Origin of the sequence: Paenibacillus plantiphilus, from assembly GCF_927798095.1 — a bacterium.
Taxonomy (GTDB): Bacteria; Bacillota; Bacilli; order Paenibacillales; family Paenibacillaceae; genus Paenibacillus_Z; species Paenibacillus_Z plantiphilus.
Window position 1 is genome coordinate 1 of the sequence record NZ_CAKMMF010000009.1, and the last position, 14263, is coordinate 14263.

Consider the following 14263-nt stretch of genomic DNA (forward strand, 5'->3'; position numbering starts at 1 on the left):
AGAAAGTGTGGAATTTGTGAGCTGTAAGCAGGAAAAACAGTCTTACGGCTCGGCAAATGGCGGCGTGGGAGTGGGATTCAATTGTGAAAGACGGAAAAACATGCTTACAGCGCAGAAAGTGTGGAGTTTATGAGCTGTAAGCAGGAAAAACAGTCTTACGGCTCGGGTGATGGGGTAGCGGAAGTGAGATTCGATTGTGAAAGAGGGAAAAACATGCTTACAGCGCAGAAAGTGCGGAGTTTGTGAGCTGTAAGCAGGAAAATCTATCTAAACCATCACCTAAGTCACTTGCGCCGAATCCGGTGAGCAGTTCGGCCCTTGCCGAATCCGGTGTGCAGATGCGGTTAGGCAAGGGCCGAACTGCTCTCAAGTAATAAGGGCTGCATCACTCACTAGCGATGAAGGTTTGGAGCGCTTCGGGGATCATGCGCTGCCAGAAGCCCCATACATGTTGGCCATCGTGCTCGCCATAGCGGATTGAGGCGTTTTTGGACGTTAGAATTTGTTTCATCTCACGATTCATAGCGACAAAATCATAGACGCCCCGGTCGGTCTCATAGGCTGTCTCCTGCAAACCTACAATCATATACATCGTTAACCAGCTCAGATCACCGGCCTCCGATGCTATGGAGCAGGATGAGGGGTAATAGGCGCCAGAGAGCGAAATGATTTGCTGGAACAGCTTGGGATAAGTGAGAGCGAGGTGCAAGGACACTGTAGCTCCTAATGAATCGCCAGCGAGTATGCGCTGAGACGCTTCACGCCGAACAGGGTATTTGCCTTCTACAAAAGGAATCAACTCCTCGCCGAAAAAAGCAACATAGGCGGCATGGCGTTCGCCATCTGCGGCATATTCGGCAGTGCGCTTGCTTTTATCCACCTCAACACCCACTATAATGAATGGTTCAAGACCATCATCAAGGATCATTTTGTTGGCGATAGTGGCTATCCTTCCAAAGTTGAAGAAATCCTCGCCATCCTGACAATATACGATGGGATAGCTAAGCACTTCATTGTAGCCTGGGGGGAGATATACTCGCAGATCTCTCGTGCCTTCCGGCAGGTGGCTGCTGGATACGGTCTCTTTCACAATGATACGTTTCAGATAACGACTATCTGTCATGTGCAAAAATCTCCTTTCGCATTGCATGATTATGTGCGTTGTGGGTAAACAATAGGGAGAACATTGTCGCGCTGAAACGACAAGAAGTGAGGCTGTTGTATTATTCTGTTACATAAGAATTATGAACCTGTTACATATACAACATGTCGTAAAAAACGAATGAAAGTGTGAAAAAACAACGGGATTTACTATTTTATGCTTTGACCGTAAAGAGTAAACAGGGTTATAATCATTCTATAACAGAGACTCGACGTTTTACAAATATTTTACTGAGGTGAACGATCATGAGTAAGCTGCCTTACGAAGTTCAGACGGAGCCGGTTCTGCCGTTATCCGTGCTTTCTCCAGAAGGTGATATCGTCAATCCGGATCTAATGCCGAACCTGACAGACGATCAACTGAAAGAAGTTATGTACCGTATGGTGTTCACGCGCACATGGGATGAGCGCGCAGTTAATCTTGGCAGACAAGGCCGTCTTGGTTTCTATGCTCCGGTATCTGGTCAGGAAGCTTCCATGATCGGTAGCGAGTATGCGCTTAATAAGGATGATTTCGTATGCCCAGGCTACCGCGATATGCCGCAAATCGTATGGCATGGCTTGCCGTTGTACCAAGCATTCCTGTACTCCCGCGGTCACCAGCATGGCGGACAAATTCCCGAGGGCGTTAATGTATTGATGCCTCAGATCATCATCGGAGCGCAAATCCTGCACGCTACTGGCGTTGCAATGGCGTTCAAGAAACGCAATGAGAAGCGCGTAGCGATCACTTATACAGGCGATGGCGGCTCCTCAGAGGGCGACTTCTATGAAGGCTTGAATTTTGCAGGCGTTTTCAAGCTTCCGGTAATCTACTGTGTTCAGAATAACGGCTATGCAATTACGACGCCGTTCGAGAAGCAGACAGCTGCGCTGTCAATCGCTCATAAAGCGGTTGCGGCAGGCATTAAGGGCGTACAGGTAGACGGTATGGATGTGCTTGCCGTTATTAAAGCGGTGTCCGATGCTGCTGAGCGCGGCCGCAATGGCGAAGGCGCAACATTGATCGAGCTTCTGACGTACCGTTTCCGTCCGCATTCCATGGCGGATGACACGTCCAAATACCGGACGAAAGACGAGGAAGCTGAATGGAGTCTCAAAGATCCGCTGACTCGCTTCGCCAAGTTCCTTGAGAAGAAGGGTCTGTGGTCGGATGAGGAAACAGCGCGTGTGAAAGAGGAAGCTAAAGCTGCTGTCAACGAGAATATCAAGAAAGCCGAAGCGACTGAGAAAATGACGGTTGCTGGCTTGATCGATTCGATGTTCGAAGCTACACCGCAGCATTTGGAAGAACAAAAAGCCGATTTTCAATAATGGATTGACATATAGCAAGGCCGGGTAAAACTCTTGGAGGAGGATCTTCGACAATGGCTCAAATGAATATGAAAGAAGCGGTACGAGACGCGATGCGCGTCGAGTTGAAAAACGATCCCAACGTTCTTGTTTTCGGAGAAGACGTCGGTAAGGTCGGCGGAGTATTCCGCGCAACGGAAGGTCTGCAGGGCGAGTTCGGCGAAGACCGCGTGTTCGATACGCCGCTTGCTGAATCTGCAATCGCAGGGATGGCGGTAGGGATGGGGATTCAAGGCTTCCGACCTGTAGCTGAAATTCAATTTGTCGGCTTCATCTATGAAGCGCTTGACCAAATGTTCATTCAAGCAGCACGTATGCGCTATCGCTCCGGCGGCCGCTACAATTCGCCAATCGTATTCCGCACCCCGTTCGGCGGCGGCGTCAAAGCTGCTGAGCTTCATACGGATTCACTTGAAGGTCTTGCGATTCAAACACCAGGCATCAAAGTAATCGTTCCTTCCAACCCTTACGATGCGAAGGGACTGCTCGTATCTGCAATTCGTGATAATGATCCTGTGTTCTTCATGGAGCATTTGAATCTGTACCACGCGTTCCGTCAGGATGTTCCTGAGGAAGCTTATACCGTGCCTATCGGAAAAGCGAACGTCGTTCGCGAAGGCAGCGATGTAACGATCATCGCCTATGGCATGATGGTCCACACCGCGGTTAAAGCGGCTGAAGAGCTGGAGAAGAGCGGTGTGAAGGCAGAGGTTATCGACCTTCGCACATTGTTGCCGCTTGATATCGATACCATCGTGGCTTCGATTCAGAAGACGAATCGTGCCATTGTTGTACAGGAAGCGCAGAAAACTTCGGGTGCTGCTGCTGAGGTTATCGCGCAAATTAATGAAAAGGCGATTCTCCATCTGGAAGCGCCAGTGCTCCGCGTAGCTGGTCCGGATACGGTTTATCCGTTCGCTCAGGTTGAGGATGCTTGGCTGCCAAGTCCGGCTCGTGTAATTGCAGCGGTTAACAAAGTTCTGGAATTCTAGTTGGTTCTAATATTGATTTGATCATACAGATATGTCGTCAAGATCGAGATGAGGGAGGTCACGTCACGTGGCGAAATTCGAGTATCGTTTTCCGGAGCTGGGCGAAGGTCTGCATGAAGGCGAAATTATTAAAATGCACATTAAGCCAGGCGATACGGTAACGGATGAAGACATCATTATGGAAGTGCAGAATGACAAGGCGATTGTTGAAGTGCCTTGTCCAGTAAACGGCAAAGTGCTTGAGGTGCTGGTGAAGGACGGACAAGTCTGCCATGTTGGGGAAGTTGTCGCAGTTATCGATGCAGAAGGCGAAGTTCCTGAGCAAGCAGCTCCAGCCAGCGACAGCCACAGCACAAGCGCTCCAGCCCCGGCTGCCAAGCCGGCTGAATCGGAGCTGCCTAAGACAAGCCAAGCAGATACAGCGAAGGATGCTGCCCCTCAGGCGGCTGCGAAATCCGATGCTGCACCTGCCCAAGCAACTGGCGGTCTCGTGCTGGCCACACCTAGCGTGCGCAAATATGCGCGCGAGAAGGGCGTTGAGCTTGCAGGCATAGCTGGTACTGGCAAGAACGGACGTATTACCCGCGAAGATATCAATGCTTTCGCTGAAGGCGGCGGTACTGCAGCAGCAGCTCCTGCTGACACAGCTGCTGTTGCGGCTGGAGGCGCAGGCGATGCCAAACCAGCTGTTGTGACGACACAGGCGGGCGAACGAGTTGAAGAGCGTGTTCCTTTCAAAGGCATCCGCAAAATCATTGCAAACGCCATGTCGAAGTCGGTCTACACCGCTCCGCATGTCACGATTATGGATGAGGTTGACGTTACCGAGCTCGTCGCGCTCCGCACGAAAGCGAAGCCGCTTGCCGAGAAGAAGGGCGTCAAGCTGACTTACTTGCCGTTCATTGTGAAAGCACTTGTGGCGGCATGTCGTCAATTCCCAATCATGAATGCGATGCTGGATGAAGAGAAGCAGGAGATTGTTTACAAGAAATATTACAATATTGGAATCGCTACGGATACGGATAACGGCCTGATCGTTCCCGTCATTCAGGATGCGGACCGCAAAAATGTCTGGATGGTTGCAGAGACGATCAAGGATCTGGCTACGCGCGGACGCGACGGCAAGCTGGCAGGCAGTGAGCTGAAGGGCAGCACGATCACGATATCGAATATCGGTTCTGCTGGCGGCATGTTCTTCACGCCGGTTATCAACTTCCCTGAGGTTGCGATTCTCGGTACTGGACGTATAACAGAGAAACCTGTAGTCAAGAATGGAGAGATTGTAGTCGCTCCAGTTATGGCTCTGTCACTCAGCTTCGACCATCGTCTGATCGATGGAGCGACAGCCCAGAATTTCATGAATTACATCAAGCAACTGCTTGCAGACCCACAATTGCTCGTAATGGAGGTGTAACCCAATGGTAGTAGGTGACGCTTCACTGGATATCGATACTCTAGTCATTGGTGCAGGACCAGGCGGTTATGTAGCGGCAATTCGCGCTGCTCAGCTCGGCCAGAATGTTCTTGTTGTAGATAAAGCTTATGTTGGCGGCGTATGCTTGAATGTGGGATGCATCCCTTCCAAGGCGCTCATATCCGCATCGCATCAATATGAATCCATTGGCCATGCTTCACAGTTCGGTATTACGGCTTCTGATGTGAAGGTTGAATGGAGCAAGGTTCAGGAGTTCAAGAATGGCGTTGTGAAAAAGCTGACCGGCGGCGTTGCATCGCTGCTCAAGGCGAACAAGATCGAGTACTTCAGCGGCGAGGTTATGTTCATCAATGAGAATGAGGCCCGTGTCTTCAATGATCAGGAAGCGCCTCGTTACCGGTTCAAAAACTGCATTATCGCTACTGGCTCCCGTCCAATTGAGCTCAAAGCATTCCCTTATGGCGGCCGCATCGTGTCTTCGACCGAAGCGCTGTCGCTGCCGGAAATTCCGAAGAGCCTGATCGTTATCGGCGGTGGCTACATCGGTGTTGAGCTTGGACAAATGTACGCACGCTTTGGCACGAAAGTAACGATTATCGAAGGCTCAGATACCATTCTTCCGGGCTTCGACAAAGATATGTCTTCTCTTGTGGCCAAGAAGCTCAAAGGCTCGCAGGCGGAAATTGTGACCGGCGCACAAGCAAAAAGCGCGGAACAGACCGACAACGATGTTACGGTTACGTACACGGTGGGTGGAGAAGACAAGCAAGTGACGGCAGACTATCTGCTCGTTACGGTTGGACGTCGTCCGAATACGGATGGCGAGCTTGGCCTTGATCTGATCAATATCAAAATGACCGATCGCGGTCTGATTGAAGTGGATGAGCAATGCCGCACGAACGTCCCGCATATTTTCGCGATTGGCGATATTATTGACGGGCCTGCTCTGGCACATAAGGCGATGTACGAAGGCCGCGTTGCAGCCGAGGTTATTGCCGGACAGCCAAGCAAAATCGATTACAAATGCATTCCGCTTGTCGTCTTCTCCGATCCCGAGTGCTCCAGCGTCGGCTACAGCGAGAAGGAAGCGAAGGATAAAGGCCACAATGTGAAGGTTGGCAAATTCCCCTTCAACATCAATGGCCGCGCATTGTCTCTCGGCGTCAAAGAGGGCTTCGTGAAGGTTATCGCAGATGCGGACAATGGTCTTGTTCTAGGCGCGCAAATTGCCGGAATCGAAGCTTCCAACATGATTGCCGAGCTTGGTCTGGCTATTGAGATGGGTGCTACGCTTGAGGATATCGCTCTGACGATTCATGCGCATCCAACGCTTGGAGAGATCGTACTCGATGCGGTCGAAATGGCGCTTGGCCATCCGATACACGCCATTAGCAAATAATATTTTCGTTGTTAAGCCTTTATGAGGTAAGAGGTCATGCCGTTGTTGAAGCGGCTGGCCTCTTTTCTGATTCGAAATCTTGAATAGGGGGTAGTGAGCATGGAGCGAGAGAGCAGACCTGCAAGTGAATCGCGTTCGATTATGACACAGCTGATTTTTCCGTCGGATACGAATTATCATGGGACGATGTTTGGCGGTAAAGTAATGGAGTATATGGACAAGCTGGCTGCGATCGCCAGCATGCGTCATTCCCGCAAGCCTGCGGTAACCGTATCGTCGGACAGCATTGATTTTGTGGCTCCTATACGGGTCGGTGATGTTATCGTGGTCGAAGCTTATGTAACCTGGACGCACAGGAGCTCGATGGAGGTCTACGTTAAGGTCGAGGCAGAGAATGTGTATACGGGAGAGCGAAAGACAGCCGTTACTGCCTTCTTCTCTTTCGTCGCGCTCGATGAGAACGGCAGACCCTCAGAGGTTCCGGCGGTTATTCCTGAAACGGCTGAAGAGAGAGCCCTCCACGCATCGGCGGTCAGTCGCTATGAAGGACGAATGGAAAGAAAACAGGAAAGACAGAATGTTCGTTAAATGGTAGAATATAAGGACATTGAACATGAGCAACGACGCGAACGCACGAGAAGGAGGCATCACGGTTTTGAGATCATATTTGGATTTGCTGCAGGATGTGCTGGAGAACGGAACAGCAAAGGAGGATCGGACAGGAACGGGCACATTGTCCGTATTCGGCAGGCAGCTTCGTTACGATCTGAGCAAAGGCTTCCCGTTAGTTACAACGAAACGGATGCATGTGAAATCGATAATTCATGAGCTGCTTTGGTTTCTGATGGGCGAGACGAATGTGCGCTATTTGCAAGAAAATGGCGTGCGTATCTGGAATGAATGGGCTGATGAGAACGGCGATCTTGGTCCTGTATATGGTTCGCAGTGGCGTGCCTGGGAGACGCCGGATGGGCGCACAATAGACCAGATCGCAGCGGTTGTTGATTCCATCAAGCGCAATCCGGATTCGCGGCGGCACATCGTTTCTGCTTGGAATGTTGCCGAGATTGACAATATGAAGCTTCCGCCATGCCATTTTGTATTCCAATTCTATGTAGCTGGCGGCAAATTATCTTGTATGCTGACGATGCGTTCGTCCGATACATTCCTGGGCTTGCCCTTCAATATTGCACAATATGCGCTTCTGACTCATATGATTGCACAGCAGTGTGAGCTGGAGGTCGGGGATTTCATCTATTCTGGAGCGGATGTTCATATTTATAGCAATCACATCGAGCAGGTGAAGCTTCAGCTGACTAGAGAGCCCCTGCCCCTGCCGCAGCTTATTATAAAGCGCAAACCGGACACCATCTTCGATTATAAGTTTGAAGACTTTGAAATTGCTAATTACGCCCATCATCCTACAATAAAAGCGGAAGTGGCCATTTAGAAGGTTTAGAAAGGGAGGCTCGAAGTGTGGCGTCAACGATCACAATAATAGCTGCAATGGCTCACAACAATGTCATCGGCATCAACAATGAATTGCCGTGGAAGCTGCCTGCCGAGATGGCTCATTTTCGCCGTTCGACTATAGGCAAGACTGTGGTTATGGGACGCAAGACGTATGAATCGCTTGGGAGACCGCTCAAGGACCGCCGCAACATTGTGCTGACCCGTAATCAGGACTGGAGCGCAGAGGGCTGTGAGACCGTCCACACCGTTCAGGAAACGCTATCGAGGCTGGCTGGCGAAGGGGAAGAGCTTGTTATTATCGGCGGGGAAGAGATCTATAAGCAATTCCTTGCTCATGCGGATAAGCTGCTCTTGACTGAAGTGTCCGCTGATATTGAGGGGGATGCTTTTTTTCCAGCTTTCACTGCCGAGGATTGGCAGCTTGAAGACCAGGTTTTCTACGAGAAGGATGAGAAGAACGGCTATAACTTCAAAATTTGCACCTATTTGCGGAAAACGTTGAAAAATTAGATCATTTCCGTCTCGTAAATGACGAACAATATGTAGCAAAGTGCAAATTATTATACGGATAATCCATTTAACGGTTGATGTGCAATTGCTACGATTATATAGATCACATCCTTTGCCTGGCAGGGATTGATATTGTATATACGAGGATTTCTCGATATATTTTCTAGAGAGATACTAACGAGCGTACCTTGCATAAAGAGATGGAGGAGAGCGATCATGTCAACACCTACTGGTTTTATGGACTTTAAACGCGAGCTGCCCACTGACCGCGATCCGCTTGAACGGATTAAGGATTGGGGAGAATTTCATAAGCATTTCAGCGATGATCAATTACGCACACAAGGAGCGCGCTGCATGGATTGCGGCACGCCTTATTGTCATACAGGCATGGAGCTTAACGGATCGGCATCAGGCTGTCCAGTCAATAACCTTATCCCGGAATGGAACAATCTGATCTATCGCGGATTGTGGCATGAAGCGCTTGAGCGCTTGCACAAAACGAATAATTTTCCCGAGTTCACAGGACGTGTATGTCCTGCACCATGCGAAGGCTCATGTACGGTTGGTCTGATCGGCGATGCTGTTACGATCAAGACGATTGAGCAAGCGATCATTGACAAAGGATTCGACGAGGGATGGGTTGTTCCTCATCCACCTAAGGTTCGGACTGGCAAACGTGTCGCTGTCGTCGGCTCTGGCCCTGCTGGTTTGGCTACAGCAGCCCAATTGAACAAAGCAGGCCATACTGTAACAGTATACGAGCGTGCAGACCGCATCGGCGGATTGCTCGTATATGGTATTCCTACTATGAAGCTGGAGAAGGATGTCGTTCAACGCCGAGTTGATCTTCTGGAAGCAGAGGGCATTACATTCGTAACGAACACGGAGATCGGCAAGGATATTCCGGCCGCACAGCTGATGAATGAGTTCGACGCTGTTGTATTATGCGGCGGCGCTACGAAGCCTCGCGAGGTTGATATCGAAGGCCGCAATCTGAATGGCGTTCATCTGGCGATGGATTATTTGAACGGCACAATCAAGAGCTATCTGGACTCCAACCTGGAGGACGGCAATTATATTTCCGCTAAAGACAAGAATGTTATTGTTATTGGCGGCGGCGATACAGGAACGGACTGTGTTGCTACTGCGCTTCGCCATGGCTGTAAATCGGTTACTCAATTCGGTACACATGCGAAGGCGCCATTGGAGCGCGATCAAGTGAGCAATCCTTGGCCGGAATTCCCGAATGTTTACACACTGGACTACGCGCAGGAGGAAGCTAAGGCTCTCTTCGGTGAAGATCCGCGTGCCTTCTCTGTACTGACGAAAAAATTCGTTGGCGATGAGAACGGCAATTTGAAGGAATTGCACACGGTGCAAATCGAAAGAACGGTCGATGAAACTGGCCGCAAGATCTATAAAGAAATTCCGGGTACGGAGAAAATCTGGCCTGCTGATATCGTACTGATCGCAATTGGCTTCGATGGTCCTGAGAACACGATTATCAATCAGCTCGGTCTGGAGCAGGATCGCCGTTCCAACGTGAAGGCGTCTTACGGAGATTATCGCACGAGTGTTGATAAAGTATTCGCCGCTGGCGATATGCGTCGCGGGCAAAGCCTTGTTGTATGGGCAATCAACGAAGGTCGTGAAGCGGCTCGTGAGGTTGACCGTTATTTGATGGGTACGACAATGCTGCCATAATGATGTCGTCATGACAACAAGGAAGCGCCCTCGGGCGCTTTTTTTTGCTTGGATTATGTGGTTTAATTTGATAAGGCAATGCAGTTGAGGAGGGTCATGAATGATACAGTATGGGTCAGATACGATAACGGAGCTTGTGTTCACTGCTTTTCATGCGCATATTGAACCCCGCAACGGACAGTTGATCGATGTCGAACTTGAAGTGGAGCTGTCGGTTGACACACCGCTGCCGGGGGGACTAACATCACTCACAGTGCTTGTAGTGTGTGCGTGGAATGGAACTGTTGCAGAAATTGCTCCTCTAGATGAGGGCTGTGATTGTGAGTTTCAATTTACAGCAAGCGAGAAGGCGCAAATAGCGAGATACATGGATAGTCCTGAAATGAAGGAAGCGATTACAAATCTATCCTCCCCTAGAGCAGGAAAGTTGTGGTAGAATCGAAGAGATTGGAATAGCTGCTTTTCAGTTGGGGGAATAACGATGCGGACCGACGGCGCAACGATGCTTACGCCGACCGACATTGGAAACATTCGTCGCTATGTAAAAATTAAATATGCGGATCTGCCCAGTCATCGTCATGCAGAGATTGTAGCGGATGCGATGCAGCGCGTTGTGCTCAAAGGACTTCCTGATTATTCGGAAGAGGTCAAGCGCGAGCTGGCAGCAGACCTCCTGCGCAACGTTGTTGCGATTCAGCAGCGTCCTGTTGGTGCTGAGCATATTTTCGCATTATGCCTGACACTGGATCATGAGGACCCGCTGCTGTTTGAACCTTTGCATGCATGGATGGAGCAGCGGCTGAATGTGCTGATGGATCAGGAGATGTTCAGAGGGTTCATAGCGGAAGCTCTTCGTGCGCAAACGTCCGGTAAGACGGACGATTCAGCATGGCGTGTTGTGCAGTCGTTGGCTGCTGGACTGGCGGTTCAAGAGAGCCCTGCTGTGCCCTATACTGCGGATAGTGGCAGTGGACAAGTTATTAAGCTTCCTGTTGGACAACGAAGCGTCAAACGTACGATTCTATACGCAGCGCTATCCGTCCTTCTAGTTATGATGACAACGCTGTATGGCTGGCATCTCGCAGAGCCGCAGGCCATTACGAAGCCGGAGGCTCCTCCGATCGCAATGAAGCCTGAGAGGACCAGCTTGCCGGCTGCCAAGAACGAGCTGCCTTCTGAGCTGCAATACGTCGAAGTGGATCGTGCTCGTCTGACAGCATATCTGAAGGGCAAAAATTCGATTCTCGCCGATTCTCCTTATATGGATGCGATTCTTGCTGTTGCACAGGAATTTGACATTAACCCTTTGTTTCTATTTGCGATTACAGGACAGGAGCAGGGATTTGTACCAAGAGATCATGAGCAGGCGAAGAAGATTGCGAATAATCCGTTCAACGTCTATCATAGTTGGGAAGATTATAATACAACGATCAAGCAATCCGCTGCGATTGCAGCTCGAACCATTACACGTCTTAGCAAGGATAAACCTTCGAATGTAGATGCTTTTACGTGGATCAACAGACAATATGCTGAGGACCCGAATTGGTCGAACGGCGTTAGAAGTATTTTTAATGCAATGAAACGTCATAACCAGCAGTAAAGAGGCGATCAGTTGAAAACATTAATCATCGCTGAGAAGCCGGATATGGGCCGCACAATTGCTGCTGTCATTGAACCGAAAGCGCAGAACAAACGGTCCTATCTGGAAGGCGAGCACTATATTATTACATGGGCCATCGGGCATCTGGTCAGTCTGGCTGAACCGGATCATTATGATCCGAAGTATAAACGGTGGAATGAAGCAGATCTGCCCATTATCCCGGATCGGTTCATTTTGTTCCCGAACCCGAAGACGAAGGATCAGCTTCATGTCATCGGCGATCTGTCCAAGCGATGCGATCGTTTGGTCAATGCATGCGATGCCGGGCGTGAAGGTCAACTGATCTTCCATTTAATTAGACAATATTTGAAAATGACACAGCCGACAGAGCGGCTATGGATCTCCGACTTGACTCCGGAGACTATTCGTCGTGGGTTCGATATGCTGCGCAGTGACCAGGAGTATGATCCGCTCACGCGAGCGGCGCGCGCCCGAAGCGAGGCGGATTGGCTTGTTGGCATGAATGCTTCCAGAGCTTTTACAATTAAACACCGTACTTTGCTGTCTGTAGGAAGGGTACAAACACCTGTTCTGGCGCTGCTATATGATCGACATAAAGAAATTACTGCATTCGATAGTGAGACGTTCTTTGTTGTTCAGGCTATGTTCCAGCAGGATGATTTCAGCTATAAGGGGCTTTGGCAGGGAGAGCGCATCACGAAACGAGAGCAGGCAGAAGCGCTTGCTGCCAAGGTAGCCGACAAGCAGGGGCGAATCGTTAGCTATGAAACAAATGAATCGAAGGAATATCCGTTCCGATTGTATGATCTGACCTTGCTGCAACGGGAGGCGAATGGCAGATTCGGCTATCCTGCCAAGAAGACGCTTGATATTGCGCAGGCGCTTTATGAGAAGCACAAAGTCATAACGTATCCAAGAACCAGCTCCAACTATGTGACTGAAGAGAATATTCCGATTATGGGCAATGTGCTGAATACTTTGAAGCAGTCTTCAGCATATGGTGAGCTGGCGAGTGGAGCAGACCGTGGACGTGTACATAAAGGCAATAAAGCGGTATGTAACCCTGCGAAGGTAGAGGATCACCATGCGATTCTTCCAACACCCAAGAAGCCAGGCTCGCTTAGTGCCGACGAGCAAAATATATACGATATGATCGTACGAAGGTTCCTGTCTCATTATTATCCGCCTGCTGTGTACAACAATCATGAGGTTATTACAGAAGTTGAAGGGGAGACTTTCCGCACTCGGGCCAAGGAGCAGCTGGATGCTGGCTGGCGTGTTGTGTTAAGTGCCGATGATAATAAGGCAGCGCCCGAGAAATCACGCAAGAAGAAGTCTGACGATCAAGGCGAGGGCGATGCAGAGGACGAATTGATGGTGACGGACCGTCCATTCTCCGTGAACGCCGCTGCGCCTGTACATTGTACAGAAGCTGCTGCTGTTGAAAAAGCGACCAAGCCGCCAAAGCCATTCACCGAAGGGACGCTGCTTAAAGCGATGGAAGGCGCGGGAAAGTCTATTGAAGACGATGAGCTGCGGGAAGCGATGAAGCAGACTGGTCTTGGAACACCGGCTACACGCGCGGCAACAATAGAGCGGCTTAAGCATGTCGGTTATATTAAGCCCAATGGCAAGCGTCTTGATATTACGACAAAGGGCTGCGCCGCTATCGAGCTTATTCGCGGAGCAGGTGTTGAACTGCTGGCATCGCCTGAGATGACGGGACGCTGGGAGCAGCGGCTCCATCAAATTTCCAAGGGCGAAGCTTCGGATGAGCAGTTCATGATGAAGGTGAAGCAATTCGCTGAGATGATCGTGGGCAAGGTGAAGCGGCAGCGTCCGGCTGCGGCTAGCCTGTTTGCTGAGCCGGAGTCAGAGAAGAAGGTACGCGGTCGCGGGAGCAAAGGGAGCCAAGAGAAAGAAGGGACCTCTGCAAGCGGGAAAAAAACCGCGACTGGAGGAAGCAGCTCGGCTGGGGACAAGAGCTCGACTGGAAGGAATACCTCCTCTGGTGGAACGACTTCGACTAGGAGGGGCTCCACGACTGGAGGAACGACTTCGACCAGAAGAGGTTCTTCTGTTGGGAAGAATGAAGAAGGCGGGGAAGCAGTATCGGCGAAACCCGCAAGCCAAGGCCCGGCCGTTATCGCTGCATGTCCTCGACCAGGGTGCGGGGGACAGATCGTTGAAGGAAAACGAGGATATGGCTGTATTCGCTTTAGAGAGGGCTGTTCTTTCGTCATATGGAAGGAGCAGCAGGGTAGAATCATTACAGCAGCTATGGCGAAGGCGATTGCCGCTAATGGTACGACACGCAAGATTACGTTGAAAGCGGAAGACGGATCATCTTCTACCGGCAAGCTGATCCTCTCGGATCGCGACAAAGGAACCGTTCAATTCGTACCTGCGGACGAATACTAATCGGCTTATCCTTAATAGGGATTGATTAAAGCTTCTAGATCCGGATTATTACGAAAATGGGTTATTGCACACGTTGAAAAAGTGGCTGAACAGAGAATTAACTCTGTTCAGCCACTTTTTCGCATTTGACTACTATGACTTTCTAAGCGGATGTATAGGAAGGCTCTAGAAGTGTTGCTCCCATATAGCAGTTG

At 50.2% G+C, this 14263-nt stretch carries 12 protein-coding genes; 11 read left to right on the plus strand and 1 reads right to left on the minus strand.

Annotation, left to right across the window (positions count from 1 at the left end; genetic code table 11):
- Window positions 1-385: 385 nt before the first annotated feature.
- A complete protein-coding gene (locus tag L6H65_RS09550) occupies window positions 386-1123 on the minus strand; it encodes an alpha/beta hydrolase (RefSeq protein WP_236340697.1) in 738 nt (245 codons plus the stop codon).
- A 284-nt stretch (window positions 1124-1407) separates the two neighbouring features.
- On the opposite strand from L6H65_RS09550, the gene pdhA reads away from it, so the two are divergent.
- The 11 genes from pdhA to L6H65_RS09605 all read left to right on the plus strand — a co-directional run bounded on the left by pdhA (window position 1408) and on the right by L6H65_RS09605 (window position 14069).
- Window positions 1408-2475 carry a pyruvate dehydrogenase (acetyl-transferring) E1 component subunit alpha gene (pdhA, locus tag L6H65_RS09555; protein WP_236340698.1) on the plus strand — a complete coding sequence of 356 codons (1068 nt, stop codon included), beginning with the start codon at window positions 1408-1410 and terminating at the stop codon, window positions 2473-2475.
- Window positions 2476-2528: 53 nt separating this feature from the next.
- Window positions 2529-3506, plus strand: coding sequence for an alpha-ketoacid dehydrogenase subunit beta (locus L6H65_RS09560; protein WP_236340699.1), 978 nt, complete (start codon window positions 2529-2531; stop codon window positions 3504-3506).
- Between the two features lie 67 nt (window positions 3507-3573).
- Entirely contained in the window at window positions 3574-4920 is a 1347-nt protein-coding gene (locus tag L6H65_RS09565; RefSeq protein ID WP_236340701.1) for a dihydrolipoamide acetyltransferase family protein, read from the plus strand.
- A 4-nt stretch (window positions 4921-4924) separates the two neighbouring features.
- A complete protein-coding gene (lpdA, locus tag L6H65_RS09570) occupies window positions 4925-6340 on the plus strand; it encodes a dihydrolipoyl dehydrogenase (RefSeq protein WP_236340703.1) in 1416 nt (471 codons plus the stop codon).
- Window positions 6341-6439: 99 nt separating this feature from the next.
- A complete protein-coding gene (locus tag L6H65_RS09575) occupies window positions 6440-6928 on the plus strand; it encodes an acyl-CoA thioesterase (RefSeq protein ID WP_236340711.1) in 489 nt (162 codons plus the stop codon).
- 67 nt (window positions 6929-6995) lie between these two features.
- Window positions 6996-7790: a thymidylate synthase gene (gene thyA / locus L6H65_RS09580; RefSeq protein ID WP_290370360.1), complete on the plus strand. Its 795-nt coding sequence runs from the start codon at window positions 6996-6998 to the stop codon at window positions 7788-7790.
- A gap of 26 nt (window positions 7791-7816) precedes the next feature.
- Window positions 7817-8323 (plus strand): dihydrofolate reductase, encoded by a 507-nt coding sequence (locus L6H65_RS09585; protein WP_236340727.1) that lies wholly within the window; start codon window positions 7817-7819, stop codon window positions 8321-8323.
- 216 nt (window positions 8324-8539) lie between these two features.
- Entirely contained in the window at window positions 8540-10027 is a 1488-nt protein-coding gene (locus L6H65_RS09590) for a glutamate synthase subunit beta (protein ID WP_236340729.1), read from the plus strand.
- A gap of 100 nt (window positions 10028-10127) precedes the next feature.
- Window positions 10128-10463 (plus strand): hypothetical protein, encoded by a 336-nt coding sequence (locus L6H65_RS09595; RefSeq protein ID WP_236340731.1) that lies wholly within the window; start codon window positions 10128-10130, stop codon window positions 10461-10463.
- A 45-nt stretch (window positions 10464-10508) separates the two neighbouring features.
- Window positions 10509-11627 (plus strand): hypothetical protein, encoded by a 1119-nt coding sequence (locus L6H65_RS09600; RefSeq protein ID WP_236340733.1) that lies wholly within the window; start codon window positions 10509-10511, stop codon window positions 11625-11627.
- Between the two features lie 12 nt (window positions 11628-11639).
- Window positions 11640-14069, plus strand: a complete 2430-nt coding sequence (locus L6H65_RS09605) for a DNA topoisomerase 3 (RefSeq protein WP_236340735.1) — start codon at window positions 11640-11642, stop codon at window positions 14067-14069.
- Window positions 14070-14263: the final 194 nt, after the last annotated feature.